We start from the raw sequence: 26,353 nt of genomic DNA on the forward strand, positions 1-26,353 counted from the left end.
TTAGCCTGCATCGTGGTTTTCATCCCCTGCCTGAAGTACGAAATACGCAACTGCGTTGCTGTTTCTCAGGGGTTTTCAACCTACCCTTTATAAATGTAGGAACGTCACAGAATTTACATACTAAACTCAAGCCCTGGCATCAGATATAGACAGGACTTACGCAAACAATAGCCGAACCCCTTATTCTCCCGTAGGGGCAATTCATGAATTGCCCCTACAGCGTGTACTTTTGCGTAAGTCCTAATAGAGATCAAATGATTCTGATGCCTTCTCTACTTGAAAAGTTGTATAAATTCAGACTCTAATGATTCTGTATTAATGAAAAACGCAAGATTCTGTATGGGGCAATGCTCATCAAAATTAGAGATTATCCCCCTGATTGGGTGTTGAATCGTTAATGGTGACATCCACACATCGAAAATAAACTCCCAATCCCAAATCCGAAACCAAACATGATTAGTCGTTATCCCACTGTTCACGACCAATTAGGTCGCCAATGCGATCGCGCAACAAAAAGTCACATTTCTCTAATTCACATTCAACACAAACCCACTCTCTAGCTGGAATGTATTGGCAGAGGCTATATATTGGCTGTTGTCTGCTAACCATTCCCTTTTGCACCAGTCGGCGTGCTTCGTCTTGAATCACATCTAGAGAGTAGTAATTGATAGAAGGCACCGTATTCACACTCATGTTTTTTACTCACAAATTAACACTTACGATAGTGTTCCCGTTAATAATTAGGAACAAACATTACAGAAATTAGACTTGTGGCTAAGATTTTGTAGTTTGCTATACGGAACTATTTTTATTTTGACGCTACATCTCCGAAAATTATCTCAAGAAATGTTAAGAAAGTCAACGAATCCTGACATTCATCGAAAATTCGCTTTACAAAAAAAATTCCGAGTAGTTAACTTAACGTGCTGTGGTAGCTGTATAACTTTGATGCCACAAGTCTGAAAGTCTTGCCATTACTGTTTTTAGGCAAGATTTGGTGGGTGGGAAGAGCTTATATCGCGTAGGTGTAGTCCGCCGTCGGAATCGCTTACATATCAAAATAATCACCTTAAAACTGGATCTAGAACTCCTGGTATTTATCTAAGGGTAAACAACACAAGAATATTTGTCAGATACTGGGGTATAAACTGTTGCAAAACATAACGGCTAAAGTACACTATGAAAGCTTTTTCCCTGGCATCTGTTAACAATTTTTTAAGTAAAACCCTAATTACTTGGTTAGTTTCAGCACTTAATTAACACAGTTTTCTTTTGAAATACATCTGTAGAAAGGTGGATTAATACTAGTTCGTAATTAAGACACAGATGAAAATGCTTGAGACAAGCAGCATTTAGGCATCTGTACAGAAATCCGGGTTGGTGCTGCTACTAACCTTTTACAGTAGAGTGAAGACAAACAGAAAGGGACTAGCGATCGCTGAAGTAGGTTATGGTCACATTAAAACAGACGCGATCTAGTCACGTCTGTAAAGTGTTTGGCGGATTTGCTGAGATTAATTGTTCTGAAGTTACATTGTTGTTTTAGTTACTTATTCGGAGAATTCCCGATCATTTTTATCAGTGCTGTCTTCTACTGCTACCAGATTTTCAGGCGGACGCTCATTGTTAAGTTGATTTAGCAGTGCCAATACCTTATTACCGCGTTCTATAGAGCGATCTTCGAGAAATATCACCTCTGGTGTCCGACGTAGGCGTACCCGCGCCCCAAGTTCGCTGCGGACGTAACCCGTGGCCGACTTTAAGCCTGCCATTGTTTCTACCTTAGCTTCATCTGTACCATAGATGCTGACGTAGATTTTGGCGTGTTGGAGATCGCCAGAAACATCAACATCAGTAACACTAACCATTCCAGTACCCACACGGTCATCCTTAATGCCGTTGAGCAGCATTTGGCTAACTTCCCGTTTGATCAATTCAGCAACGCGGGAAACCCGACGATTTGTAGCCATAAAAATTTCGCCTCATCAGAGAGGTTGTACGACAAAATATAGATGCAAATTGGATAGACAGTACTTAGCGTGAGCAACGCCAAGAGCAACCGTCTGTGGGGCATAGCCCCGATATACCGCTAGTCTAGATTGGACTCAAGCCCAGCATTGCCCGTAGGGTGAAAGTCAGGAAGACTAGGCTGCTCACAAATAAACCCAAGATGGCGATCAAAGTGACAGGGCGCTTCAACAATGGCACCAATGGCGCAAAGGTATTTAGAAACAGCCCTAAGACGATCGTAATTAAGTACCGGGGGTAGCGAAAGACGTTATCCCAAAATCCGTCAAACATTTGAATGTAAACTGCCTTGTTATATACTTACGTTTGTTTTGATATGCTTTATCTACTCAATTGTAATCTATGCGGCTGGAAAATTAGCCAGCTAATATAAAATATGGCTCGTCGGTTATATTGGCTTTATTTAGTCGTGATTATTTTCAGTTAAATCGGAAGTAAATGGTAATTCAAATCCCCAAGGAAACTAGCCCGCGTCCATTTTTGAAGTGGGCAGGGGGTAAAAGTAGGTTGATACAGCAATATATTCCTTATTTCCCCAAGAGTTATAAAAATTACTATGAACCATTCTTAGGTGGTGGTGCAGTTTTTTTCTATCTCCAACCAAGTGCAGCCATTTTAACTGATATTAATGCCGATTTAATTAACACTTATTGTTGTGTTAGAGATCATGTTGAAGAATTAATTTCTCTATTAAAAGAGCATAAGATCCGACATGGTAAAGATTATTATTATAGTGTCAGAAACAACTCTGGTGGTACTGATATAGAAAAGGCTGCTCGGATAGTTTATCTTAATAAGACTTGTTTTAATGGTCTTTACCGAGTTAATTCACAGGGTAAATTCAATGTGCCATTAGGCAGATATCAAAATCCTAATATTTGTTCTGAGGTTTTACTAAAAGCAGCCTCAGAAGCACTTGCTCATGCAGAAATTAAACAAGCGGATTTTGTTGATGTGCTAAATTATGCCACAAGTAGTGATGACTTTGTATTTTTTGATCCGCCCTACCATCCTATCAGTGACACTAGTTATTTCACCGCTTATAGTCAAAATTGTTTCAGTAAAAAAGACCAAGAACTTTTAAGAGACACTTGTGCAGAGTTGGCAAGTCGTGGTGTCAACGTTATGGTATGTAATTCTGATAGCGAGTTTATTAGAAAAATTTATACAGATATCAATTTTAAAACCTACAAAATTAAAGCAACGCGTTCAATTAACTCAAACATAAAAAATAGAGGCGTGATTGACGAATTATTAATTACTTCTTTCTTTTAAAGATTTTTGTTTGCCCAAGAAATGAATCTGTCTAAGCTATAAACTGCTAATAAATTATGGTTATCATTAACTCTTGCTTTCAGCCATTTGCTTGCGCCTTCTCGCATACCTTCACCGCCTAAAATCACGATAGTTGGTGCAGGATAATAGTGCTGAATGTTCATGTTCAAGTAAGGAAACTTTTCGTCAACCGAACCTGGGCTTTCTTGCCATTTGCACTCGAAAATTAAACCAGATGGCATTGCAGGTGAGCCAACAACATAAAAATCAACCTTCAAATCGGTATGATAAATTCCAGTTCCAATATAAACTTCTTTTCCATAGCGTTTTGGTAATAAAGCAGCATTTAAAATAAATTCTTTTTGGACATAGTTCCCAACTTGGAAATAATTATGCCCACTCAAGATTGCTTCTACATTTCCTTCTAAAATATTCCCAGACTTATTTGCCCGTCCGCCTTGAGTCAGAGCCATCTTCAATCCCTCTGCCAAAAGTCCTGCTTATTATAGGATTTCACAGAAGCAGTAAAAAGGGTCAATTGCTTAATATGAATTTTTGATTTTTACTAAAAAAGGTTGGATGAATAGGTAAAAAATCCGAGAGTATTGGTAATTTTGTACTAAATAAATACCAATACTGCGTAGGTTTTGCGAAAAACTTACGTTAATGTCGGTTGAGTTGAGGAACGAAACCCAACATTTACCAAGATTTGTTGGGTAACGCTTACGCTCTACCCAACCTACAATTTCCCTTAACCGAGCAGTATTGAAATAAATACAAATGTATAAATAATTTGGATAAGGAACGAGTTACTAATTTAGATAATAGTTAAAATAGTGGATTTTTCTTTAGTCTCAAAGACCAACTATTGCAAGCGACTCCGCCATTTTTCTCGGTCTTGTGAACAGTGGAAAACAGCGTAGATAATAATCTCCTGTTCATTAAACTCGTAAAAAACGACGTCAGGAAAACGCCTAATTGTAGTGCGGCGATAAGTTTCATGAACAATCTGGTATGTGCTGGGGTGACGCTAAATTAAATTCAGGCAGGCATCAATACAGCGTAGGAACTGTGCGCCTAACCCAAATTCGCGCCCCTTGTACCAGTCATAAGCTTCGATAGTGTCTAGTTCTGCAGCTGTAAGGATAGTTAATTTTCTAGCCATGCCGTTGAGAGATTCTGGCTTTTACATCTTCCCAACTGCTGCTAATGGCTGGATTTTGCAAATATTCGGCTTTGCGACGGGCTAGTTCTTGTTTCTGCCAATCTAAGACTGGGAGTGCTGCTGGTGTCGCGGCAATTTCATCCCACAAATCTTCTACCAGTTGAAGTTTTTCCGCTCTCGAAAGACTAGAGAGTTGGAGAAATACTGGGTTCATGGTCTTCTCTATATTTTACTCACCTTCATTTTAGCCCGTCTGAGCTTCAGTATGACCGTTGCGGATAGCCCATGCTAGTTCTAAAAGTTGAGTCCAGCGCTTTTGTAGCTGTTTGGGGGTGCATTTGATGGTTTTAGCGATCGCCAGGTCGTTTTCCCGTGCAGTTTTTAACTGTAATATTTGCTGTTGCTGTTCTGTGAGTTGATTTACAAAGATTTCCCACTGCTGGGAAGATAAACCCAATTTTTGCTCTAAACCCGCACCTAACCATTGATGTACCAATTGCCAGTGGTGTTGTTTGGCAAACTTTTCTACGTGGTATTTAAAGCGTTGTTGGAGATAATCGCGCTGACGGCTGGTTAAACCGAGAATTTGGTCAATTTCTGGGGCTGAGAGGTCTTGAAGTTTCAAGCTGAGGTAGTTCATACAATCAGATTGTCCTTGAGACTCTAGGTATTTCATCAATTCTGTGATGACGCGATCGCGTTCTGATTCTTCCGATGGATCGAAATTAGTTTGGGCGATCATTTGCGATCGCAGCTGTTGCACCGCCGAGTTACGCTGGTAAGATTCTGCTTCTTCACCCTTAGCAGACTCTACCGCCATTTCAATATCCACAGTGGTTTCTTGGGGTTGACGACGAGCAAAACCTTGGGCCCGCAAGATAATCAATTGCTGATTTGCACCACCAGGTAAATTGATCCGGCGTTTGGCGTACTGTTCTGTAAAAGCCATGTATTCAGCTAATTGCAGCTGAGTACGCGGCGTGTGATCATTAGGTAGTTCGTTTTCTCTACGGAAAGCTTTAATCGCTTCGATATAAAATGCTTGTAAAAAATCTTCAATCAGGCTGTAACGAGCATCAAAGCCCAACTCCGAGCCGGACATAGTTACATGGCGGTAAACCATAGCACCCAAATTGCTATGTAATTCCACCCGCCCTTGTTTAGAACCTAGTTGGTAGTAACGTAAGCACTTTTGCATCCGATGTCTTCCCAAGGTCATCTGCCAGGACTTGATTTCCCCAGATGTTTGGATACGGGAGCTTTTATCGCAAATGCGTTCTACTTCTACAGCTATGCGCTTCGCTAAAGCTTCTACGCACTTGGGGGTTGCTTTCACTTGCGCTTGCATTTCGTCACACAGCAATTGAATTAGGGTATCACTGCTGCTATCTGAAAATTCTTCAGTCGAAAGGTGGTTCTCAAAAATGGGTGTAGAGTTTGGTAGATTGACGACGTTAGCTTTCATGACTTTTCCAGGTAGTAGTATTGCACCGTAATTACAACGCAGAGACAGCAATCAAGGCAGTCCTTGGCTTGTGAATCTTTGGACATTCATCCATCAAGACTTGCCGCATATAATGCTCACATCTAAAGCTCATATCTAAAACTATAGGAAATACGAAAGAGTTACAGCTATGACAATGTGTCGGTTTTTTCACAAGCCACCATATTGACGCTGGGACATGAGTACCCGCCATTTGATCAAAGTTGTCAAATGCCTTGTTCTGCCGACTGTTGCCACCATCCTGTTATATCAACTGTGGCAGCTACGTCTGTTGTAGACATCGCCTTTAAATATGACAATTTTAAAACTGGAGTCGTTTTTATCACAATTTCCGAAACGGAGAGGTGCGCCTGTGAACTGGAATTTTTATACCCATGCTGCTGCTGCTTCCCAACCTAAACCCCTCCGTATAATTACTGGTTTATCTTCCGTCATATCCAAGATAGTAGACACTTGATATGTAGGTTCCTCGCCAGTGTCAATAATGATGTCTACCAACTTGTCCAAACGGTCAAATAGCTCTACCCGCGACTGAACAATTTCTGGATCTATCCGAATCATGTCATTATCTGCTTCATCTGGTGGCAGATGTGCCGAAGTTGAAATAATCGGATTGCCCAACGCTGCCAGCAACTCCAAACACACAGTATGGTTTGGTACTCTAATTCCAGTAGTTTTCCGCTTGGGGCTTTGCACCAATCGCGGTACTAACTTAGTAGCTGGGAGCAAAAACGTGTATGAACCTGGAATCAGGCGTTTCATAATCCGATAGGCTGTGTCACTTACGGAGGCATAAGTTGCCACATTTGAAAGCGAGGGACATAAAAATGTCAGTGGTTTATCATTTGCTAGCTTTTTAATTTGCCGCACTCGTTCTACCGCCGACTTAGCATTCAAATCACAACCGATCGCATAGACTGTATCAGTAGGGTAAAGCATGACTGCGCCACTTAAGAGCGCCGACTTTATTTCCTCTATTCGGCGAGTTTGAGGATTATCCGGATGAACTGGGAAAATTTTTGCCATAACTCGGTGAGTGGGGAGTGGGGGGGGAAGCAGGGGGAGCAGGGGGAGCAGGGGGAGCAGGGGAAGCAGGGGGAGCAGGGGGAGCAGGGGGAGCAGGGGGAGCAGGGGGAGCAGGGGGAGCAGGGGGAGCAGGGGGAGCAGGAGAGAATAACCAATGCCCAATGCCCAATGCCCAATGCCCAATGCCCAATGCCCAATGCCCAATGCCCAATGACTAATAACTAATGACTAATGACTAATGACTAATGACTAATGACTAATTTATTATGAATAAAATCGCTTATCTTCAATGTCCGACAGGAATTTCTGGTGATATGTGCCTGGGTGCTTTGGTAAGCTTGGGTGTTCCTGTGGAGTATTTAATTGCAAAACTCAATGGGTTGGGTATTGAACAGGAATATCAGTTAAGGGCAGAATTTGTCCAACGTAATGGTCAGCAGGCGACTAAAGTTCATGTGGATTTAGTACACGATCATCATCATCATCACCACGAACACGAACACAGTCACGATCGCACGCGCCACTTGCCAGAAATAGAGCAAATGATCCTCAAAGCGGGGTTGCCACCACGGGCAGAAGCTTGGAGTTTGGCGGTATTCCGACAGCTAGCAGTGGCAGAAGGAGCGGTGCATGGCATTTCTCCTGAAAAAGTTCATTTTCATGAGGTGGGTGCTGTAGATGCCATCGTCGATATTGTGGGTACTTGCCTGGGGTTGGATTGGTTGGGGATTGAGAGTAATAACGAAGGATGGCCTTTGCTTTACTGCTCGGCGTTCCCCACTGGTGGCGGCACTGTTCGGGCTGCACATGGCCAGATGGCGGTACCAGTACCAGCAGTCTTAAAGCTGTGGGAAATGCGGGGTTGTCCAGTTTATAGCAATGGCATTGACAGAGAACTGGTGACACCGACAGGAGCCGCGATCGCTACTACTTTGGCAAGAGATTTTGGTTCACCACCTGCGATCGCTATCAAGCAGGTAGGGCTGGGAGCAGGAACCATAAATTTACCCATTCCAAATATTTTACGCCTCTGGCTGGGTGAAAGCACAAGTTTAGAGTCAAATTTCAGTAATTCTGAAGATACTAGCTCAAATTTGGAAACCATGTCGGTACTAGAAACCCAAATTGATGATTTAAATCCGCAAGCCATCGGCTATGTGTTTGAGGCGTTGTTTGCTGCTGGTGCGGTGGATGTTTTTACCCAAGCGATCGGTATGAAAAAGTCTCGTCCGGGGATTTTGCTGACTGTGATTTGTCATCCCGAAAATTTACTCAGTTGTGAAGCCGTTATCTTCCGCGAAACTACAACTTTAGGCATTCGGCGAACAACTCAGCAACGCGCCATTTTACAACGGGAAATTCAACAAGTGGAAATTGAATATGGCAAAGTGCGCGTTAAAATAGCATGGAAGGGACAATCGCCAGAAAAAGTTATTGCAAATGTCCAGCCCGAATATGAAGATTGTGCAGACTTAGCCCGAAAGCATAATATTCCCTGGCGCGAAATTCAACGGTTGGCGCTACAGCGTTGGTATTTGGTAAATCCCTGATCCAAATTTCCTCGTCCTCGTTCCCAGTCTCCGACTGGGAATGCCATCCTAAAGGCTCCGCCTTCCATCACACATCAATCAACTCTACCTGTAATAAACCTATCTCCCCCATATAATTGCGGCAACTAGAATACCGCCAATGTGCGGGATCATCCACATAACCACGCCTAACTGGATTGTCGTGAATATAATCTAACTTTTGTCTAAACATTTCCTCATCCATAATCGCCTGCGGATGAAAACCTTCTTGCCAAAGCTGGTATTCTTGTTTTATCTTATGTTTTAATTTGTAAAGTTCAAGCTGGTTAAGTATGTAGTTGGAATTATTTTTCTCAAGTAAGTCAATAATACAGCGAGCTGTGAACGATTTAAAATTTCCTATTTCTTTAGATAAGCTGGCGGCAGAGGCGATTACATGGAGATGATTTTCCATAATTACGTAACCGTACAAGGTTAAACGCTGCTGATGTTGCAGGAAATTGAGGGAGTCTAAAATAATTTGTGTAAATTCAACTTTGCCGAATAGTGGTATCCAATTTATAACTGTGCAGGTGAGGAAATGTGGCTGGGTTCCTAGTACGTGGTAGCGGCTGCGTCCCATGATTTTATTTAAATTAGAGGCGGAGCCTCTAGGATGGCATTCCCAGTCAGAGACTGGGAACGAGGAATTTGACTAAGTCAGAGCTTTTAGCAAATATTGTGTCAATGTAAACGCATCTACACCCAATTCAGTGCGCTCTTGGGCGGCTATTATACCCGCTTGGGAATGCCACCAAGCGGCAGTTGCCACAATATCTTCTATGGGAATCTGTTTAGTTGCTGCTTGTGGTAACAATCCACCCAGTAGCCCAGTTAACACGTCACCGCTACCACCACGCGCCAAGGCGGGTGTGCTTTCAGGAACAATCCAAACGGCACCTTGAGGGTTGGCGATCGCAGTTCTCGCCCCTTTCAACAAAACTACTGCCCCACTTTGCGCGGCAGCTTCTTGTACTGCTTTCACTCTGTCATGTTTGGCATCGGCGACATTAGGAAACAATCGCTCAAATTCGCCAGTGTGGGGTGTGAGTATGGTTACTGCTTGGCGTTTTTTTAACGTGGGGATTGTCCCCATTTGTGCCAAGATATTTAAACCATCGGCATCGAGAATTAGAGGGCGATCGCTTTCGATCACTTCTTGGACAATGGGTGTAGCATCTCGTGTTAAACCGGGGCCACAAGCGATCGCATTAAAGGAACTCAGATCGGTTTTTTCTGGTAAATTTAAGTGGGCGATCGCTCCGGTTTCCGTCTCTGGACAACCGACAATTAGCGCTTCTGGCAAATGTGACACCAAAAGAGATTTCAGGGATTCAGGTACGGCAATAGAAAGCATCCCCACACCACTAGCCCTAGCACCCAAACCAGTTAAAATTGCTCCACCTGCATAGCGCCGCGAACCACAAATCAGCAGTAAATGTCCTTCCTTATATTTGTGAGTGACTGCTGGACGCGGTAGAGGTAAAGTAGTAAGTGCCGTTGCTGGTGTAATCCGTTTAATTCTGGGTGCATCTTTGAGAACAGCTTCTACATCAGCTAAAGGAATATCAAAATCGATTAACTCAGCTTTACCAATATATTCCAACGCCTGATCTTGGAAGAAAGCTAGTTTCCATAAACCTAAGCAAAATGTGTGAGTGGCGCGAATGGCAGTTCCTAATACAACGCCAGTGTCGGTGTGTAAACCTGAAGGTAAATCAATACTATAAATTGGTACAGACAATTCATTTAGCTGATTAATTGCAGAGGCGATGGGATCAATCAGGTTTCTTTCTAAACCCAGCCCAAACAACCCATCAATCAATAAATCCGAATCGGGCAGTTGCTCAATTGTTTGATAAATTGGAATGCCTAAACTCTGGGCATATTGCAAGTGTTGCGAAGTTAATTCTTTGAGCTTAGAGAAGGGAGAATAAATCCAAACTTCATACCCGCGAAAGTGTAATTCACGGGCTACTACTAAAGCATCGCCACCATTATGACCGGGGCCGACCAGAATTCCAACACGAAATCCCCTTAAAAAGGGGGTATTGGCAGGAACAGAGTAAGCTTTTTTAAGCGGAGTTGGGAGGATCTCTAGAATCCGACGGGCAATTAATCCCGCCACCTTTTCCATCAAAGCAACTATAGGCATTCCCACTGCGAAGATCCGCTTTTCAACATCGTGCATCTGCCCAGCAGTCACTATCACTTGCGAAATTTGTTCTTGCCTATCTTGCATCAGTCCTGAGTCCTAAGTTATAAGTCTCTAGGGATTCATCTTACTCCTAACTCCTAACTCCTAACTCCTAACTCCTAACTCCTAACTCCTAACTCCTAACTCCTAACTCCTAACTCCTAACTCCCAATTTTTTACTTCCCGTAATAAACTCTGGCATTAGCGTATCCTAAATTTCGCAGATATTTATTCCATTCCTCAGCTTGGAATCGATCGGCGAAAGGCCCTACTGCTACGTGTGGTCCTCGTGGTTGCGTCCTTTCAAGGACTCCGCCAGATCGGCCTAAACCTTGGCTAAATTGGGCTATATTCTGCCTAATTTGTGCCGCGATCGCAGATAACTGTTCGGAAGTGGTAGGAATTGCGACATAATATCTAGAGACTGACCTAGTAGCAATTATATTGTTGCGATCGCCTACAAAGCCTCTACTATTGCCTGCATCTATTTCCTGTCCATTACCGAAGCTGATAATCCGGGCGTTATATATACCTCGTGACTGTAGCTCACTAACCCGTTGTTGAGCGTTAGATACTCTGTTAAAAACTCCTGACTGAATTACATTCCGTCCTTGGTACTGGCGAATGTAAGCACTGGGTTCAATCTGACGTATTTGTTGTAACGTTTGGGAATCACTACCATCTACGTAAACTAAGTAGCGCTCAAAGTTTTGGTTATATTGACTAAACTGTGGAGGTTGAGAGGGCTGAAAGTTCGGCTGAAATTGATTGTTCTGTAACGGTTGAGAGGGCTGAAAATTCTGCTCAAGTTGATTGTTCTGTACTGGTTCCACCGGTTGTAACTGCGGTGATGACTGTTGCTCAAAGGGAATTGGCGGTGGCGGTAAAGTTTCACCTGTTTGTTGAGCCAGTAGCACCTTGCTGTTATGGATTTGTGCTTGTGCTGGCGTAGATTCAGTAATCAGCACTAACCATCCTCCCAGTAACAAGGAGAGAAGTCTGATAGTGGGCTTCCAACCCTCAGAACTTTGGCGCAGCATCTGAAATGGGATAAATTGACTGGGTATTCCTCTCGACATAGTAGTTAGAAAGTAGTCAAAGTATTTTTAGGCAATTTCCATCAGGAACTAATTAGTTCACCGTTGTAGCAACTATATAGCGTTAACGTAAAGTTAGCTCATCTACGTGGCAAAAAATACATCTGTAACTAATTTTAGATAATGGTGAGAGGGGAGTGAATAGCGATGTCTCAGACGGGCTATTCAGCGTCGCTAATTCGCTGACTGTAAAACTGAAGTGCTTTAGTAGCAAGGCTTTGAAGAGTATGTGCTACAATGGGACAACCACGCAGCTATCGTGTCGTGCTTTGTATGAAAAAAGTCGTCGTTGGTCTTTCTGGTGGCGTTGACAGTTCCACCGCCGCCGCTATCCTGCACCATCAGGGCTATGAAGTGATTGGTTTGACTCTTTGGCTAATGAAAGGCAAAGGTCAATGTTGCTCTGAAGGTATGATTGACGCGGCTGAACTCTGTGAACAACTGGGCGTTCCCCATCAGATTGTCGATATTCGGGATCTCTTTCAGACGCAGATTGTCGATTATCTAGTAACTGGTTACAGTGCTGGGATCACGCCTTTGCCTTGCTCCCAGTGCAATAAAACGGTGAAGTTTGGGCCAATGGTGCAGTATGCTCGTGAAGAATTGGGATGCGATCGCATTGCCACTGGTCATTATGCCCGAATTAGCTATGACGAAACAACTGGACGTTACCAATTATTAAGGGCTGTTGACCGCAACAAAGACCAATCATACTTCCTTTATGATTTGTCTCAAGATTTACTTGCAGCAACTATATTTCCTCTGGGCGAACTAGAAAAAACTGACACCAGGCGCATTGCGACTGAATACGGGCTAAAAACTGCTGACAAGCCAGAAAGTCAAGATTTATGCTTAGTGGAAAGTAACGGTTCCATGCGGGCATTTTTAGATAAATATTTAGCTCCCAAAACAGGGGATATTGTCGATGTCACAGGCAAAGTTTTGGGACAGCATGATGGTGTCCATCACTACACCATTGGCCAGCGCAAAGGTTTGGGCATTGCGGCTGCCGAACCTTTGTATGTGATTGAATTAGATGCGGAAAATAATAAAGTAGTAGTAGGCGATCGCACCAAGGTAACTCAGCCGGAATGTACTGTCGGGCGGGTAAACTGGGTTTCTATTGCCCAAGCATCCACCCCAATTCATGCCGAAGTGCAAATTCGCTATCGTTCAACAGCTACACCAGTAACGGTAATTCCGTTGGAAAACTCCCGTGTGCGTTTGGTGTTTGATGAACCCCAATCCAGCATCACCCCCGGACAAGCTGCGGTGTGGTACGACGGCGAAAAAGTCTTAGGTGGCGGAATTATCGAACAGTTTAGTTGAACCTTGGGCGTTGGCGAAGCCATCAATGCCAAAAAGAAATCCCCTCTGCCTTTGCGAGCTTAAAATCAGTACAAGGCAGAAGGGTTTCATTTTTTATTTTTGTATAGGCAGATTTTAAGGATAATGCTGGCAAAAAACCAGTTCCTCTGATTTCAAACCAGCAAAAATCTATGTTGTGTTGATTTTAACCTGCCAACTTAGTTGAGGCTATTTCCAATCGGGAACGATGGGGCCGCTGGAATCTTCTCCACCAATACCGATTCCAGTGTTAAATATTTCTGCATCAGTGAGGTTGAGATCATTCATTGATGCTTGATACACATTAGAATCGTGAATCGTCGCGCGAGTAAAATTTACTCCGTTGAGATTAACTTGCTTCAAATTCACATTGGTTACATAAGCGGATGTTAGGTTAGCACCTGCCAAGTTTGCACCAGTTAAGTCAGCACCTTCGAGGTTAGCTCCTACAAGGTTTGCTCCTTGCAGCTTCGAGCCTCTCAAGTCAGCACCAATTAAATGAGCGCCACTGAGGTTAGCTCCTGATAAATCACACTTAATACATTCCCCAGTTGAAAGCAGCTTTTGTAAGTCCTGCGGATTCTCGGCTCTAACCGAAGTCGTGAAAAATAGGGGAGTTGCTAAGGCCATGGCCACTAATAGCTGGAGTTTCATAATTTTCCCCCTTAAATAATCAAGTTGCGTCCGTTCTATCCCTCACAACTCTATTATCTCACTAAACTTCGTAAGGTCAATCTATCTCTTGACAACTTACTTGTGATCTGAAACAGAGATAAAAATGATGTCAAAAATCCCATTAATTCTGATTTTTGGTGATTTTTAAACGATAAGTCTTCAAAACGGGCAATGTTAAATCACTATTAAATCTTTTTAAAAGCTGGCGTTATTCGCAATCACTGGTTTGATAAGTATTTATACTTGATCAATTGATGTTTTAGCTTCAGTCTTCAGAAATTTCTGCATATACTGATTAACCAATTCTGGCTGTTCTTGTTGCACCCAATGACCACAATTAGGAATATACTTGATTTGAAAATCCCTGATGTATGCTGCGGTATTATAGGTTAGTTCCTTACCGAGTGCAGTGTCATTTTCTCCCCAAATCATCAGTGTTGGCACTTCCAGAATGCCCCAATTTTGATTTAGCATTCTCTGTTGAAAAATATTGCGGTAGTAGTTCAACATTGCGGTGAGGGCACCACGTTTTGCCGCAGCATCTTTATAAGCGTCAATATCCGCTTTAGTGAAAGCACTCTTGTTAACTGCTGTACCTTTAAAAATTGTTTCAATTGCTTGGTAGTCTGAAGATTGTAAAAATACTTCCGGGAACCAAGGCAGTTGAAAGAGGAATATATAATAACTACGCTGCAACTGTTGGAAAGTGCGTAAGCCTTCGGCAAATTTGGCAGGATGAGGTAGATTAAGGATAATTAATCGCTCTACCATTTCCGGGTGAGTGTATGCAAAATTCCATGCGATCGCACCACCCCAATCATGTCCAACTAAAACACATTTTTGATATCCTAAAGCTTTAATTACTCCCTCAACATCTTTGAGAAATTCATCCATGACATAAGCTGATTGCTCATTTGGCTTATCACTGTCGTTGTAGCCACGTAAGTCAAGGGCGACAACTTTAAAATCTTGGGCAAATTCTGGTATTTGATGCCGCCAAGAGTACCAAAATTCAGGAAACCCATGCAACATCAACATTAAGGGGCCTTCACCTTGGGTAACGTAGTGTAGTTTCACCCCATTAGTCGTTATATAATCGTGTTTCCAAGTCACTTCTATTACAGACATCTCTTGTATTTTTTGTTGGTGATGGTTATTATATGTAATGTTTTTCGTAAAAATATATATTAATAGATAGTTCTAAAATTGCAATTCTCCTTTGGATAGATATTAGATATCTGTAGGACTTACGCAAAATTACACGCTGTAGGGGCAATTCATGAATTGCCCCTACCTGAAAATCATTTTTTAAGGAAAAAGGCGCGTGGAATTTAAATTGCCAGTGGAACGGGTAATTAAGACTCTAAAAGAGGATTTACCAACACTTTTTGAGAAAGATATCTCATATCAAATTTATACACAGGATATCTATTTTAAAGACCCGGTGAATACATTCAAATACAAATTTAACTATCGGATTATATTTTGGACTTTGCGATTTCACGCTCGGCTATTTTTTACCCAAATTTACTTTGATGTCCATGAAGTTTCTCAGTCAGCCGAAGACACGATTTTAGCAAAGTGGACAGTGCGGGGAGTTTTGCGTGTTCCTTGGAAAGCTGGTTTGCTTTTTAATGGCTATTCAACTTATAAACTCAACCAAGATAATTTGATATACGAGCATATTGACACATGGGATCGAAAACCTGGTGAGATATTAAAGCAATTTTGGCAAAGGGGAGATATGACTAATTAGATACATGGTGAGTTAAAAAATTTATCCAGAACAAGCAGAGAAACCCCGAAATAAGAAATTAATGCACGTTATCAGTCGGAAAAAGCTACGACAATTCTGCCAAAAACACGCTGATTGCTGTGAAGCACTTGATGACTGGTACATAACTGCTAGTAAAGCAGACTGGGCTAATTTACTAGAAGTTCAAACTATTTATCCTCAAGCCGAAGCAGTAAGCAAGTTTATAATTTTCAACATCAAAGGTAATAAATACCGCTTAATTGCTAGTATTAACTATGAAAAGCAGGTCATCTATATAAAATATGTCTTAACTCATGCCGAATATGACAAAGACTCCTGGAAAAATGACCCTTACTTTTAATTCAGATATTTACAGCCACTTGCTGTCTCAACATCAACCTCGGATTATCAAGACAGAAGAGGAAAACGAGAAGTTTTTAGAGACTGTTGAAGAACTGCTTTCTCGTTCTCATCTGACTCCTGAAGAAGATGCTTTGTTGGAATTATTGGTAAAACTGATTGAGGATTTTGAAGATAAGCACTATCAGCTTAATGTTTCAACACCTTATTCAAGACTCTTGCATTTGATGGAAGCTAGGGGTTTGGAACAAGCTGATTTGGTAGAAATTCTTGGTTCGAGCGAGATTGTTACTAAAATTATGAATCGCGAGTTAGAAATCACGAAAGAACAAGCTGAGGCTTTGGGAAATTTTTTTCACGTTGAGCCAAGCTTGTTTCTTTGATAAAATAGATCAAAAAACACTTGAAAGAGCAAGAAATTTGGGCAGTTTGGGTATCCAACTTCAGTGGGTTGGCGGTAATGTATCTAAAGCAGCAGATTCATTTTTTAACATTAATCAAAAAGCAGCGCCTATTAGTCCAACTGAAATGCGTTTATTAAAAGCTAGGAATAAACCTAATGGTGTTGCTGCTCGTGCAATTATGAGAAGTGGTAATGGCCATAAATATTGGTCAGAGTTCTCACAAGATAAACAAGATAAAATTGAAAAACTCGCTCAAGAAATACATCAACTTCTTTTTGAGCCTAAGCTTAAAAATCCTATAAAAACTACAGATGTTCCAATGGTAGGAAATCTATCAACTTCACAGAAAAATGAATTTATCTTAGAATTTGTTAATATAGTTAACAATATAGAAGCAGAAAATGAACTAGATTTGAATGATGATCCAACAGCGGAAAATACTGTAAAGTTCTTAACGAATTGTCAAAAATTAGCCCAGAGAATAAATACTAATGATCCTTCATCTCTTGGGCTTCACCCACTGATATATTTCTATACTCACGATAGTCGATATAGAGTAGGTTCATTTTATGGTGTTGTTAGCTTGGTATTATATTTAGGAAAAAACAAATCTTATGATAAATTTATAAAATGCAGGAAAGATTTTGAATTTTTGATTTGGCAACATGATGATTTAGTTCCACAAATTGTAAGTAAAAGTAGTGCAGTCAAGGCACGAGAAAAAGTTAAAGATTTTTATTTGACAATAGTTGAAAAATTAATAAAAGGTGTAGATAAAAAAAATGTTATGAAGGAAATCATAGCCGAAAAAACTTTTGGTTCCTTAAAAATGAAATCTAGAGTTAACACAAGTGAAACTCAAAGTAAAACTTTTTCACGATAAACCAAAGCAGCAGCTTTTATCAGAGATGCTTTACCTAAAGTTCAAAGATGTAAAATCTGTGGTGGGTATCTTCACAGTCACTCTATATCTATAGATCACAAAACAAGAAAAGAAGATGGTGGCTTAGGTAATTTAGATAATGCACAGTTAACTCACCTATACTGCAATACAACATTCAAAAATTAAATAGTCTCAAACTAGGGATAAAATTTAGAGATAGGATGGTTTAGTTTTATATAATACACCCTACTCGGAAAAAACTAAGATTTCATCGCCGGATATTGTTTCAACACCTGCTGTAAATATTGCCCAGTATAAGACCTGGGATTTTTTGCAACTTCCTCCGGTGTCCCCACTGCAATCAATTCTCCCCCTTTGTCACCACCTTCTGGTCCCAAATCTATCACCCAATCAGAACAACGAATTACATCTAAGTTGTGTTCAATTACTAATATTGAATTACCTTTATCTACCAATCGTTGCAACACATCTAACAATTTGTGGACATCGTAAAAAGATAACCCTGTCGTTGGTTCATCTATTAAATAAAGTGTCTTACCTGTAGCGCGTCGAGATAGTTCTGTTGCCAATTTTACCCGTTGCGCTTCCCCACCAGATAAGGTAGTCGCAGGTTGTCCTAGTTGGACATAACCCAAGCCGACATCAAATAAAGTTTGCAAACGCGCGATCGCTTTGGGAATATTCTGGAAAAAGTCTAAACTTTCCTCAACTGTCATTCTCAAAACATCAGATATAGACTTATCTTTATACTTCACTTGCAAAGTTTCGCGGTTGTATCTTGCACCCTTACAAACTTCGCATTGCACGTAAACATCCGGGAGAAAGTTCATTTCAATCACATTCACGCCCTGTCCGCTACAAGCTTCACAACGTCCACCTTTAACGTTAAAGGAGAATTGTCCAGGTTTATAACCCCTAGCTTTGGCTTCTACTGTTTGGGAAAATACATCTCGAATGGCATCGAAAATTCCTGTGTAAGTTGCAGGGTTAGAACGTGGTGTGCGTCCAATGGGAGATTGATCGATAACGATCGCTTTATCAACCGCGTTTAATCCCTGAATTTTATCCAAATGTCTGGGTAAGGGAACTTTCTTAGTTAAATGGTGTTGCAGAGATGGATACAGTAATTCGTTAATTAGGGTAGATTTGCCAGAACCAGACACACCAGTAATGGAGACGAGTTTACCTAGTGGAATGTCTACATCTATATTTTGTAAATTGTTGCGATGGGCATTTTTAATTCCCAAACTGCGCCCATTTCCTTCTCGACGTTCTGCTGGTGTGGTAATTACTCGCCTTCCTGATAAATATGCACCCGTCAAGGAATCTTCTGCTGCTAATAACGCCTGAAAATCACCTTGGGCGACAATATTTCCGCCGTGAATTCCTGCACCAGGGCCAATATCAACTATGTAGTTAGCTGCACGAATTGTTTCTTCATCGTGTTCAACAACAATTAATGTATTACCCAAATCGCGCAATTTAGTTAAGGTTTTGAGCAACCTACCATTATCTCGTTGATGCAAACCAATACTCGGTTCATCTAAGACGTAGAGAACTCCCGTTAATCCAGAACCAATTTGCGTTGCTAGACGAATTCGTTGGGCTTCACCACCGGAAAGCGTCATGGCTGGACGATCAAGGGTGAGATAATCTAAGCCGACATCTAACAAAAATTGCAATCTAGCTTTGATTTCTCTCAATACTAAATCAGCAATTTGTAACTGGCGATCGCTCAACTGGAATTGCTCAATTCTCTCCCGACAATCCCGAATTGATACGGTAGTCAATTCTAAAATTCCATATTGTCCCAATTTCACCGCCAAGGCTTCCGGTTTTAACCGTTTTCCATGACAAACTTCACATGGCTGGTCAATTAAATACTGCTCTAATTTTTGCTTAACTAATTCTGAACCACCTTCATACTGCCGTTGCAAAATTGGAATAGCACCTTTAAAACTCTGCTTTCTTTGTGCTTCTGCGGCTCGTTCATCTTTCTCTCCAAACAAAATAATTTGCTGCTGTTCTTCTGTCAGTTTGCTCCAATTTGTTTGTAACTCAAATCCATAAATCTGTCCGACGCTGTAGAGTAATTCCAAATAATAAGAATTATCTTTTTCTGACCAAGGCGCGATCGCAGCATAAACTGGCGCTTCCCAGTCGGGTACAATCAAGTCTGGCGCGAATCTTCTTAAAGTCCCAATGCCATGACAGTGCGGACAAGCACCATAAGGCGAGTTAAAGGAGAACAATCGCGGCGATAATTCCTCCATTACCGCGCCATGTTCTGGACAAGCAAAGTTTTCCGAAAATACTAATTCTTCTTCTTTTTCTTGTCCGTCGTCACCAAGTAGACTCACCAGAATGGTCGCAATACCACCCGATTGCTTGAGACACGTAGACAGGGAATCAACCAAACGCTCTTGGATATCATCTTTTTTCACCAAGCGGTCAATTACCACTTCGATGGCGTGGGTAAAATTTTTATCCAATTCAATGGAATCTGACAGTTCGCGTACCTCGCCATTGATTCGCACTCGGACAAAACCAAGGGAAGCCAGACTTGACAAAAGCTTACGGTGTGTGCCTTTTTTACCGCGAACAACGGGTGCTAGGATTTGGAAGCGGGTGCGATCTGGTAATTCCATGATGCGATCGCACATCTCATCGATTGTCTGGGGTGCAATACAGCGATCGCATATCGGACAATGGGGTTCACCAGCCCGACCAAACAACAGCCGCAAATAGTCGTAAATCTCTGTCACTGTACCGACAGTGGAACGGGGGTTATGAGACGTTGATTTTTGGTCAATAGAAATTGCTGGACTTAAGCCTTCAATGGCTTCCACATCCGGCTTATCCAACTGTCCGAGAAATTGCCGTGCGTAGGCGCTGAGGGATTCTACATAGCGACGTTGCCCTTCAGCGAAAATGGTATCAAAAGCTAGGGAAGACTTACCAGAGCCAGAAACGCCAGTAAATACGATTAGGCGATCGCGTGGCAATTCCAAGTCAATATTTTTCAGATTATGCTGCCTAGCACCCCGAATCCGAATGGTATTCTGGCTGTTGTGGCTGGGGTACGGAAGATGGCCATTCAAGGATGCTGCTAGCTGTTGGTCTGACATATTGGGCGGCGAAGAGGTAGTTTCTGATGAAACAGTCCTTAATAATACTATCTTTAATCGGTTTATTGTAGAACAATAGTACTGTTATAGTTAGTTATCATTCCAGATTCATGCCGCAGACATACTTAAGAGTCTGCTAATTTGGAAGCATCCCGATTAAATCTCCTTCTGAGGGCGAAGCTATGGTATCGCAAATCCAACCGCCGACCCAGCCAGAGGTCATCTACCCAGATAGTGACGGACAACCAGTTGCTAATAATACCATACAGTTTGGCTGGATTGTAGAAATTAAGCAGAATATAGAGTGGCTATTTGCCGACAATCCAAATGTATTTGTCGCTGGGGATTTATTTTGGTATCCGGTAGAGGGACGCAACAAAATTGTTAACGCCCCAGATGTGATGGTGGTATTAGGTAGACCAAAAGGCGTAGGCGTAGCCCGTCGTAGACATCGCTTGTGCTACCAACAATGGAAGGAGGAGGGAGTTACCCCACAAGTGGTGTTTGAAATTCTTTCTCCCAGCAACACCCAAAGTGAAATGGATAAGAAATTACTTTTCTATGACCGTTATGGCGTGGAAGAGTACTACATTTACGATCCTGAGAAAAATAATTTGCACGGTTGGTTACGCGGTGAAGATGGCTTAGATGTCATCCCCCAAATGGCAGATTGGGTGAGTCCTCGGTTAAAAATTCGGTTTGTTCCATCATCAGAAGGTTTGCAGCTATATCGCCCTGATGGAGAACGGTTTTTAACTTATACAGAAATTTCCCGCAACGCAGAACTTGAACGACAACGGGCTGAACAAGAACGACAACGGGCTGAACAAGAACGCCAACGGGCTGAACTTGCAGAACAAGCCAGAAGAGATGCCATACCCCGATTATTGCAAATGAATTTGAGCATCGAACAGATTGCCCAAGCATTGGGATTGTCAGTAGAAGAAGTGCAAACCCTTGCTCAAGAGTAATGCCGTATGCAATTTTTTAATCAGGCCATTAGAAATTGAATTTGTACTTGAGATATTCTGATTATGCTAGCCAATGCCACCAGCCATGATGTCACCTGGGAAAAGTTACCTGATGATTTTGTTTTAGAGAATGAACCAGTGGATAACATTAATCAGCCACTATTGGCTGCTGCTTTAACAGAAAGCTTGGAACTGGCTGGCAAATTGCCCGCCAATGCTTTAACCATCACCAACTACGGCATCTGCGCCACTTTGAATAATCGATTTGTACTCAAAGCACCAGATTGGGGATATGTATCATCTATTGGAGTCTCACGAGAAGAAGTGAAGCGCAGTTATACCCCAAGACTGCAAGGCGATATTCCCGTAATTGTGATGGAATTTCTCTCAGATACCGAAGGTGGAGAGTATTCTAGTAAACCAACCTATCCCCCTGGGAAATGGTTCTATTATGAGCAGATTTTACAAGTGCCAAACTATGCCATTTTTGAACCAGAGCAAGGAGTCTTAGAAGTTTATCGACGAGATGATTTAGGAAATTATGAACTGCAAACACCAGATGTAAATAATCGCCACTGGATTGGCGAAATGAACTTGTTTTTAGGCGTATGGCAAGGAAGCCGAGAAAACCGCGCAGGTTATTGGTTACGTTGGTGGGATGACAACGGCGAACTATTGCTGTGGGGTTTGGAGTTAGCAGCAAAAGAACGGCAAGAGAAAAACGCTGCTCAACAGCTTGCAGCACAAGAACGCCAGCGTGCAGAGAGATTAGCCGCTCAGTTAAAAGCGCTGGGAGTCGAACCGGAAGTTTAACTCGGAAGTGCGATCGCATTTCTTTTTTACCAAGCGATGTCTACGACGGGCTACGCCTACGCCTTTCTTACTTTTCACGGTATCTGGAAAACCTCACTTCTATTTCTCTCTCCTAAAAGGAGAGAGACTTTGAATTTTCCCCCTTACCTTGTAGGGAAGGGAGTTAGGGGGTTAGGTCAATCGTTAGCTTTTCCACAGAACGTGAAAAGTCAGATCGCCTTTTACTCTACATTTAAACTCAGGATCAAAACGTTGACGTTCTCTAGCTTTCAGCAATTGCCTAACCGGATCACCAGGCTGACAACTCATCAAAATTGCCCCAACCGCAGCCAGTGTAACAACTGTGGCTAGTCCCAGTACTGTAGCTCGTTTTCTAGATTTGATTGTACTAACTAAAGTTTCTATCCTGGTGGCATTACCAACAACCTCAATGGACTTAAGTACTTTCAACGCAACAGCCGCATTAGCATAGCGACGTTTGCGATTGCGTTCCACCATTTTCATTAACCACGACTCAAAACGCGGACTGATATGAGGAACTAATTGCTGGAAGTTAAAGCGATAGTTATCATCAATTAATTTCCCAATCTCAACCGAACAGATATTAGTAAGTAAGCAAATTAGTGTTGCTCCTAAACTATATAAATCTGATGCCTTAGTCAGAGAATGACCAAACTGTTCCTCTGGCGGTATAAATCCTGGGGTTCCAGCTATAAAGCTACTAAGAGCTATTTTTGCACCCTGTGTTCTCGCCAACCCAAAATCAACCAGATAAGCATTTAGTTGTTCATCAACCAAAATATTCTCTGGCTTAATATCCCGATGAATAATTGGGGAAACTTGCTTTTGCAAATAAACTAAAATTTCTAAAATTGACAGAGCAATTTGCTTAATTTCTTCAGGATGAAAGCTGCGTTTTAAACCCAAGGATGGCGCATTTTTATATTCCTGCACCAAATAAAAAACCCCTGGCATTTCAAAGGAATCTATATAGCGAGGGATGCGGGAATGATTCAGTTGTTGCAAAATTTCAATTTCGCGCTGATATGCTTTCACGCCTGATAAATCAGCACTAGCACGAGCAAAACAAAACTCTTTAATTACCACCTGTTGATTAGAGTTGAGGACATTAGCTAGATAAGTAATCCGTCCCCCTTCTCTATTACATCCTAGTTCGCTGATAACTTGATAGCCTTGTTCAGAAAAATCTGGATGGTGATTTAAGGGAATTACCCCTTTATGTCCATTATGCACATCAAGCTCCATTTCACACTGCATACGAGTTTGATCATGTCAAGGTGCGATTAAAAAATTAAGGGAGTATCCCAATTTTGCTTAACTCTTTTCCCTCACCCCCAGCCCCTCTCCCATATATGGGAGAGGGGAGACATCGCTCTATTTCCCCTTCTCCCAAACATGGGAGAAGGGGTTAGGGGATGAGGGCTATCAAGGTTTTTGCACATTTGGCATACTCCCAAAATTAAGATCCACTCACCCAGATTGTTAGCCCCATTTTTACCCTACCTGGGACAAGGCATATCGGCAGAAAGCGTCTTTGCCTTTGCGTCTTGGCGCGAAATAATTACCTTTGCCCTAGCCAATCAACAATCTGGGCATTGACAACATCTGGAACCTCATCGTGGGGACAATGACCGGCATTGGGAATGGGAACAATTTTGATTTCTTTGCCATTCTCACGCGCCTTTTCGTAAATCTTTGCCCCGGTAATTGGTGTCCAAGGGTCATCAGCACCCCAAATTACTAATAAAGGACGTTGGACTTTGGGCAAAAGTTCCTCTGGACTTGGGCCAGGAGGCGCTGTGAGAATGGAGGCGAAGACTTGTTGCGCTCCTGGGTCACAAGAGGGAGTATAAAGTAAATCGACTAATTCATTGGTGACGGCTTGGCGATCGCGGTAAACTTGGTAAAGGGTACGGCGAATCTGGGATTTTTGGCGGATGCGGTTATAGACAAATTTACCTGTAATAGGCGATCGCACAAACCGATTAAAAGCTGCCATCACCATCCGTAGCGGCGGGTTCAATTCGTGGGGACGATGACTCAACCCACCCGCAGAGTTAATTAAAATACCACCAGCCGCAATTTCTGGATGTTCTACCAGTACAATCAAGCTTAAAAGTGCGCCGATGGAGTTGCCAATAAAAACAGCAGGTTCGTCTATGTGTGCCGTGCAAAAATCTTTCAGCAGTTCCACCCAAACTTCCACACTGTAATCAATGGGCGCTTTATCAGAACCACCAAAACCTAAAAGGTCTATAGCAAATACCTGGTAGCCAGCATTAGCTAAAACTGGGATATTTTTGCGCCAGTGGCCAATAGAAGCACCAAAGCCGTGAACCAATACCAAAGGGCATCCTGTGCCCATAACAGTGTACTGGATTTTATAGCCTTGCCAATTCCAAAAGAATTTTTCAAAAGCGTCTTGGGTTGCAAGCTGCTGTGTAGTTACAGTCATTATTAATCTTAATAAAGGTTCAGGATTGGCTCTACTTATAGTACAAAAATTACTCGAACAAATGCAAGGAAACATTCAGCTATAAAGTGGCAATCGATGGACAACATTTACCAATACAGTTCAGTTAAGCATTTTTTCTTCTCTCTGTTTCCTCTGCGCCTCTGTGGTTCGTAAAAAAATCGACTTTGATCAAAAGTTTTAGCCTTAACCCAAGCGTATTGCAACATTTAACCTTTTTTAAGAGGGTCATCACTTAACCGAACCATATTGGGCGTACATCTGTCCCCACAGCCGATTCTGATGTCGTAAATATTTGTGGAAATGGTATGGGATAATTGAAGCAAATTATTAAATCCAGAAAAATGTCATTCCCTATATCTTCCACACCTCAAGGTTTTAGTGCATTTATTACTAATTTAGGAATCCGAGATACAACAGATGATTTTGTATTTATTAAATCATCAGTTCCTTGTGTTGCTGATGGAGTCTTCACTCAAAGTCTTTTTGCTGGGCCAAGTGTTACTATTAGCCGTGATAACTTAAAAGATTCACAAGCACAAGGAATCGTCGTTATATCTAAAAATGCCAATGTAGCTAATGGTTCTATTGGCATCGCTGATGCCCAAGAAGTTCTACAATTAGTTGCAACTGAAACTGGAATTGCTGCACATAATATTGTCATAGCTTCTACAGGTGTAATTGGTAGACGTTACCCAATTGAAAAAATCCGAACAGGTTTATTAGGATTGGGCAACAAATTGACTGATGCTGATTTTCATGCCGCCGCCCGTGCGATTATGACCACCGATACAGTAGCGAAATTAGCTACACGCCAAATCGGAAATGCCAAGCTCGTAGGAATTGCTAAAGGTGTCGGGATGATTGAGCCTAATATGGCGACTCTCCTAACTTTCTTTTTTACTGATGCGGCAATTTCTGCAAATAGCCTTCGTTCTATTTTTCGCTCGACTATAGATAAAACCTTTAACTGTCTGAGTGTAGACACTGACACTTCTACTAGCGACTCCGCCGTAATTCTAGCTAATGGTTTAGCTGGTGAAGTTTCCGAAGCAGATTTTGCTAATGCATTGCAAGAAGTTGCACAAGAATTAGTGCTGAAAATTGCCAGAGATGCAGAAGGTGCTACCAAGATTATTGAGGTAACTGTAGATTCGGCGATTAACTATACCCAAGCGAAAAAAGTAGCTAAATCAATTGTGAATTCACCATTAGTAAAAACCGCCGTCTATGGAGCCGATCCCAATTGGGGACGAGTTGCTATGGCTATAGGCAAATGTGAAAATGAACAGCAGATAAATCCAGAACTAGTTGTCATTAGTTTTGATAACGTAAAAGTTTATCCTAATACCTTAACTAATGAAAATCTGGAACAGTTGCGGCAAATTATGTCCAAAGATCAAGTAGATATTCATGTTAGTCTCAATATTGGTGAAGCATCTGCAACTGTATGGGGTTGCGATCTTTCAGAGGGTTACATAGAAATCAATGGCAAATACTCGACTTGATTAAGTAAATATACTTGGCGATTAGAAATCGCGGCTACACAAACGTTCGCCCTTGGCCTACCCTTGTCTTCGAGAGGCTGCGCCAACGGAAACGCCACCTGCACGGACTTAAGAAATTGGAAACCCGCGTAGG

At 41.9% G+C, this 26,353-nt stretch carries 27 protein-coding genes; 12 read left to right on the forward strand and 15 right to left on the reverse strand.

The features are described from left to right. Positions 1-456: 456 nt before the first annotated feature. The 3 genes from V7K97_RS15195 to V7K97_RS15205 all read right to left on the reverse strand — a co-directional run bounded on the left by V7K97_RS15195 (position 457) and on the right by V7K97_RS15205 (position 2,301). Positions 457-693, reverse strand: coding sequence for a DUF4327 family protein (locus V7K97_RS15195; protein WP_094347157.1), 237 nt, complete (start codon positions 691-693; stop codon positions 457-459). 857 nt (positions 694-1,550) lie between these two features. Next, positions 1,551-1,970 carry a 30S ribosome-binding factor RbfA gene (rbfA, locus tag V7K97_RS15200; protein ID WP_334801867.1) on the reverse strand — a complete coding sequence of 140 codons (420 nt, stop codon included), beginning with the start codon at positions 1,968-1,970 and terminating at the stop codon, positions 1,551-1,553. Positions 1,971-2,094: 124 nt separating this feature from the next. Further along, positions 2,095-2,301 carry a DUF751 family protein gene (locus V7K97_RS15205; RefSeq protein WP_229550407.1) on the reverse strand — a complete coding sequence of 69 codons (207 nt, stop codon included), beginning with the start codon at positions 2,299-2,301 and terminating at the stop codon, positions 2,095-2,097. Between the two features lie 165 nt (positions 2,302-2,466). Between V7K97_RS15205 and V7K97_RS15210 the strand changes: the two genes are divergently transcribed. Then, complete coding sequence (locus V7K97_RS15210; protein WP_334801868.1) at positions 2,467-3,303, forward strand: DNA adenine methylase; 837 nt, start codon at positions 2,467-2,469, stop codon at positions 3,301-3,303. Here V7K97_RS15210 and V7K97_RS15215 read toward each other — a convergent pair. The 4 genes from V7K97_RS15215 to V7K97_RS15230 form a co-directional block, all read right to left on the reverse strand. Continuing rightward, on the reverse strand, positions 3,300-3,776 hold the full coding sequence (locus V7K97_RS15215; RefSeq protein ID WP_334801869.1) for a PD-(D/E)XK nuclease superfamily protein: 477 nt from the start codon (positions 3,774-3,776) through the stop codon (positions 3,300-3,302). The two genes, V7K97_RS15210 and V7K97_RS15215, sit on opposite strands and share 4 nt — an antisense overlap. A 684-nt stretch (positions 3,777-4,460) precedes the next feature. Next, the gene (locus V7K97_RS15220; protein WP_334801870.1) at positions 4,461-4,682 is read right to left on the reverse strand and encodes an addiction module protein; all 222 of its coding nucleotides are present in this window, start codon (positions 4,680-4,682) and stop codon (positions 4,461-4,463) included. 30 nt (positions 4,683-4,712) lie between these two features. Then, positions 4,713-5,933 carry a HetZ-related protein gene (locus V7K97_RS15225; RefSeq protein ID WP_334801871.1) on the reverse strand — a complete coding sequence of 407 codons (1,221 nt, stop codon included), beginning with the start codon at positions 5,931-5,933 and terminating at the stop codon, positions 4,713-4,715. 405 nt (positions 5,934-6,338) lie between these two features. After that, positions 6,339-6,998 carry an L-threonylcarbamoyladenylate synthase gene (locus tag V7K97_RS15230; RefSeq protein WP_334801872.1) on the reverse strand — a complete coding sequence of 220 codons (660 nt, stop codon included), beginning with the start codon at positions 6,996-6,998 and terminating at the stop codon, positions 6,339-6,341. Between the two features lie 17 nt (positions 6,999-7,015). Here V7K97_RS15230 and V7K97_RS15235 point away from each other — a divergent pair, with 17 nt between their 5' ends. Both V7K97_RS15235 and larC read left to right on the forward strand, forming a co-directional pair. Further along, entirely contained in the window at positions 7,016-7,216 is a 201-nt protein-coding gene (locus V7K97_RS15235; protein WP_334801873.1) for a hypothetical protein, read from the forward strand. Between the two features lie 48 nt (positions 7,217-7,264). Further along, positions 7,265-8,548 (forward strand): nickel pincer cofactor biosynthesis protein LarC, encoded by a 1,284-nt coding sequence (gene larC, locus V7K97_RS15240; protein WP_334801874.1) that lies wholly within the window; start codon positions 7,265-7,267, stop codon positions 8,546-8,548. A 67-nt stretch (positions 8,549-8,615) separates the two neighbouring features. Here larC and V7K97_RS15245 read toward each other — a convergent pair whose 3' ends face one another. From V7K97_RS15245 to V7K97_RS15255, 3 genes are all read right to left on the reverse strand, one after another. After that, complete coding sequence (locus V7K97_RS15245; protein ID WP_334801875.1) at positions 8,616-9,149, reverse strand: REP-associated tyrosine transposase; 534 nt, start codon at positions 9,147-9,149, stop codon at positions 8,616-8,618. A gap of 72 nt (positions 9,150-9,221) precedes the next feature. Next, on the reverse strand, positions 9,222-10,808 hold the full coding sequence (locus tag V7K97_RS15250; RefSeq protein WP_334801876.1) for an NAD(P)H-hydrate dehydratase: 1,587 nt from the start codon (positions 10,806-10,808) through the stop codon (positions 9,222-9,224). A 131-nt stretch (positions 10,809-10,939) separates the two neighbouring features. Beyond that, on the reverse strand, positions 10,940-11,842 hold the full coding sequence (locus V7K97_RS15255; RefSeq protein ID WP_334801877.1) for a hypothetical protein: 903 nt from the start codon (positions 11,840-11,842) through the stop codon (positions 10,940-10,942). A gap of 291 nt (positions 11,843-12,133) precedes the next feature. On the opposite strand from V7K97_RS15255, the gene mnmA reads away from it, so the two are divergent. Then, positions 12,134-13,189, forward strand: a complete 1,056-nt coding sequence (gene mnmA / locus V7K97_RS15260) for a tRNA 2-thiouridine(34) synthase MnmA (protein ID WP_334801932.1) — start codon at positions 12,134-12,136, stop codon at positions 13,187-13,189. Between the two features lie 207 nt (positions 13,190-13,396). Here mnmA and V7K97_RS15265 read toward each other — a convergent pair whose 3' ends face one another. Both V7K97_RS15265 and V7K97_RS15270 read right to left on the reverse strand, forming a co-directional pair. Further along, positions 13,397-13,861, reverse strand: a complete 465-nt coding sequence (locus V7K97_RS15265) for a pentapeptide repeat-containing protein (protein ID WP_334801878.1) — start codon at positions 13,859-13,861, stop codon at positions 13,397-13,399. A gap of 258 nt (positions 13,862-14,119) precedes the next feature. Continuing rightward, entirely contained in the window at positions 14,120-15,010 is an 891-nt protein-coding gene (locus V7K97_RS15270) for an alpha/beta fold hydrolase (RefSeq protein ID WP_334801879.1), read from the reverse strand. Between the two features lie 196 nt (positions 15,011-15,206). Here V7K97_RS15270 and V7K97_RS15275 point away from each other — a divergent pair, with 196 nt between their 5' ends. From V7K97_RS15275 to V7K97_RS15295, 5 genes are all read left to right on the forward strand, one after another. Beyond that, a complete protein-coding gene (locus tag V7K97_RS15275) occupies positions 15,207-15,638 on the forward strand; it encodes a DUF2358 domain-containing protein (protein WP_334801880.1) in 432 nt (143 codons plus the stop codon). 61 nt (positions 15,639-15,699) lie between these two features. After that, entirely contained in the window at positions 15,700-15,999 is a 300-nt protein-coding gene (locus tag V7K97_RS15280; protein WP_334801881.1) for a type II toxin-antitoxin system HigB family toxin, read from the forward strand. Then, on the forward strand, positions 15,983-16,381 hold the full coding sequence (locus V7K97_RS15285; RefSeq protein WP_334801882.1) for a helix-turn-helix domain-containing protein: 399 nt from the start codon (positions 15,983-15,985) through the stop codon (positions 16,379-16,381). The genes V7K97_RS15280 and V7K97_RS15285 overlap by 17 nt, the downstream gene beginning before the upstream one ends. Continuing rightward, complete coding sequence (locus tag V7K97_RS15290; protein ID WP_334801883.1) at positions 16,359-17,285, forward strand: hypothetical protein; 927 nt, start codon at positions 16,359-16,361, stop codon at positions 17,283-17,285. Before V7K97_RS15285 ends, V7K97_RS15290 begins: the two co-directional genes overlap by 23 nt. A 54-nt stretch (positions 17,286-17,339) precedes the next feature. Next, on the forward strand, positions 17,340-17,471 hold the full coding sequence (locus V7K97_RS15295) for an HNH endonuclease (RefSeq protein ID WP_334801933.1): 132 nt from the start codon (positions 17,340-17,342) through the stop codon (positions 17,469-17,471). A gap of 74 nt (positions 17,472-17,545) precedes the next feature. Here V7K97_RS15295 and uvrA read toward each other — a convergent pair whose 3' ends face one another. Continuing rightward, positions 17,546-20,434, reverse strand: coding sequence for an excinuclease ABC subunit UvrA (uvrA, locus tag V7K97_RS15300; protein WP_334801884.1), 2,889 nt, complete (start codon positions 20,432-20,434; stop codon positions 17,546-17,548). Positions 20,435-20,616: 182 nt separating this feature from the next. On the opposite strand from uvrA, the gene V7K97_RS15305 reads away from it, so the two are divergent. After that, positions 20,617-21,405: a Uma2 family endonuclease gene (locus V7K97_RS15305; RefSeq protein WP_334801885.1), complete on the forward strand. Its 789-nt coding sequence runs from the start codon at positions 20,617-20,619 to the stop codon at positions 21,403-21,405. 63 nt (positions 21,406-21,468) lie between these two features. Beyond that, the gene (locus tag V7K97_RS15310) at positions 21,469-22,218 is read left to right on the forward strand and encodes a Uma2 family endonuclease (protein ID WP_334801886.1); all 750 of its coding nucleotides are present in this window, start codon (positions 21,469-21,471) and stop codon (positions 22,216-22,218) included. A gap of 183 nt (positions 22,219-22,401) precedes the next feature. On the opposite strand, the gene V7K97_RS15315 is transcribed toward V7K97_RS15310, so the two are convergent. Beyond that, on the reverse strand, positions 22,402-23,484 hold the full coding sequence (locus V7K97_RS15315; protein ID WP_334801934.1) for a serine/threonine protein kinase: 1,083 nt from the start codon (positions 23,482-23,484) through the stop codon (positions 22,402-22,404). Between the two features lie 316 nt (positions 23,485-23,800). Beyond that, positions 23,801-24,694, reverse strand: coding sequence for an alpha/beta fold hydrolase (locus tag V7K97_RS15320; protein WP_334801887.1), 894 nt, complete (start codon positions 24,692-24,694; stop codon positions 23,801-23,803). Between the two features lie 362 nt (positions 24,695-25,056). On the opposite strand from V7K97_RS15320, the gene argJ reads away from it, so the two are divergent. Further along, positions 25,057-26,220 carry a bifunctional glutamate N-acetyltransferase/amino-acid acetyltransferase ArgJ gene (argJ, locus tag V7K97_RS15325; protein WP_334801888.1) on the forward strand — a complete coding sequence of 388 codons (1,164 nt, stop codon included), beginning with the start codon at positions 25,057-25,059 and terminating at the stop codon, positions 26,218-26,220. Positions 26,221-26,353 lie beyond the last annotated feature (133 nt).

It is taken from the genome of Nostoc sp., assembly GCF_036917815.1.
In the GTDB taxonomy this organism is placed as follows: domain Bacteria; phylum Cyanobacteriota; class Cyanobacteriia; order Cyanobacteriales; family Nostocaceae; genus Nostoc.

Excerpts from the sequence above, each read along its gene's own strand:
- V7K97_RS15265 (WP_334801878.1), bottom strand. The coding sequence starts at position 13,861 with ATGAAACTCCAGCTATTAGTGGCCATGGCCTTAGCAACTCCCCTATTT.
- V7K97_RS15245 (WP_334801875.1), bottom strand. The coding sequence starts at position 9,149 with ATGGGACGCAGCCGCTACCACGTACTAGGAACCCAGCCACATTTCCTC.
- V7K97_RS15210 (WP_334801868.1), top strand. The coding sequence starts at position 2,467 with ATGGTAATTCAAATCCCCAAGGAAACTAGCCCGCGTCCATTTTTGAAG.
- larC (WP_334801874.1), top strand. The coding sequence starts at position 7,265 with ATGAATAAAATCGCTTATCTTCAATGTCCGACAGGAATTTCTGGTGAT.
- uvrA (WP_334801884.1), bottom strand. The coding sequence starts at position 20,434 with ATGTCAGACCAACAGCTAGCAGCATCCTTGAATGGCCATCTTCCGTAC.
- V7K97_RS15225 (WP_334801871.1), bottom strand. The coding sequence starts at position 5,933 with ATGAAAGCTAACGTCGTCAATCTACCAAACTCTACACCCATTTTTGAG.
- argJ (WP_334801888.1), top strand. The coding sequence starts at position 25,057 with ATGTCATTCCCTATATCTTCCACACCTCAAGGTTTTAGTGCATTTATT.
- V7K97_RS15305 (WP_334801885.1), top strand. The coding sequence starts at position 20,617 with ATGGTATCGCAAATCCAACCGCCGACCCAGCCAGAGGTCATCTACCCA.
- V7K97_RS15310 (WP_334801886.1), top strand. The coding sequence starts at position 21,469 with ATGCTAGCCAATGCCACCAGCCATGATGTCACCTGGGAAAAGTTACCT.
- V7K97_RS15195 (WP_094347157.1), bottom strand. The coding sequence starts at position 693 with ATGAGTGTGAATACGGTGCCTTCTATCAATTACTACTCTCTAGATGTG.
- V7K97_RS15315 (WP_334801934.1), bottom strand. The coding sequence starts at position 23,484 with ATGGAGCTTGATGTGCATAATGGACATAAAGGGGTAATTCCCTTAAAT.
- V7K97_RS15215 (WP_334801869.1), bottom strand. The coding sequence starts at position 3,776 with ATGGCTCTGACTCAAGGCGGACGGGCAAATAAGTCTGGGAATATTTTA.
- V7K97_RS15285 (WP_334801882.1), top strand. The coding sequence starts at position 15,983 with ATGACCCTTACTTTTAATTCAGATATTTACAGCCACTTGCTGTCTCAA.
- V7K97_RS15270 (WP_334801879.1), bottom strand. The coding sequence starts at position 15,010 with ATGTCTGTAATAGAAGTGACTTGGAAACACGATTATATAACGACTAAT.
- V7K97_RS15205 (WP_229550407.1), bottom strand. The coding sequence starts at position 2,301 with ATGTTTGACGGATTTTGGGATAACGTCTTTCGCTACCCCCGGTACTTA.
- mnmA (WP_334801932.1), top strand. The coding sequence starts at position 12,134 with ATGAAAAAAGTCGTCGTTGGTCTTTCTGGTGGCGTTGACAGTTCCACC.
- V7K97_RS15320 (WP_334801887.1), bottom strand. The coding sequence starts at position 24,694 with ATGACTGTAACTACACAGCAGCTTGCAACCCAAGACGCTTTTGAAAAA.
- rbfA (WP_334801867.1), bottom strand. The coding sequence starts at position 1,970 with ATGGCTACAAATCGTCGGGTTTCCCGCGTTGCTGAATTGATCAAACGG.
- V7K97_RS15250 (WP_334801876.1), bottom strand. The coding sequence starts at position 10,808 with ATGCAAGATAGGCAAGAACAAATTTCGCAAGTGATAGTGACTGCTGGG.
- V7K97_RS15280 (WP_334801881.1), top strand. The coding sequence starts at position 15,700 with ATGCACGTTATCAGTCGGAAAAAGCTACGACAATTCTGCCAAAAACAC.
- V7K97_RS15255 (WP_334801877.1), bottom strand. The coding sequence starts at position 11,842 with ATGTCGAGAGGAATACCCAGTCAATTTATCCCATTTCAGATGCTGCGC.
- V7K97_RS15230 (WP_334801872.1), bottom strand. The coding sequence starts at position 6,998 with ATGGCAAAAATTTTCCCAGTTCATCCGGATAATCCTCAAACTCGCCGA.
- V7K97_RS15220 (WP_334801870.1), bottom strand. The coding sequence starts at position 4,682 with ATGAACCCAGTATTTCTCCAACTCTCTAGTCTTTCGAGAGCGGAAAAA.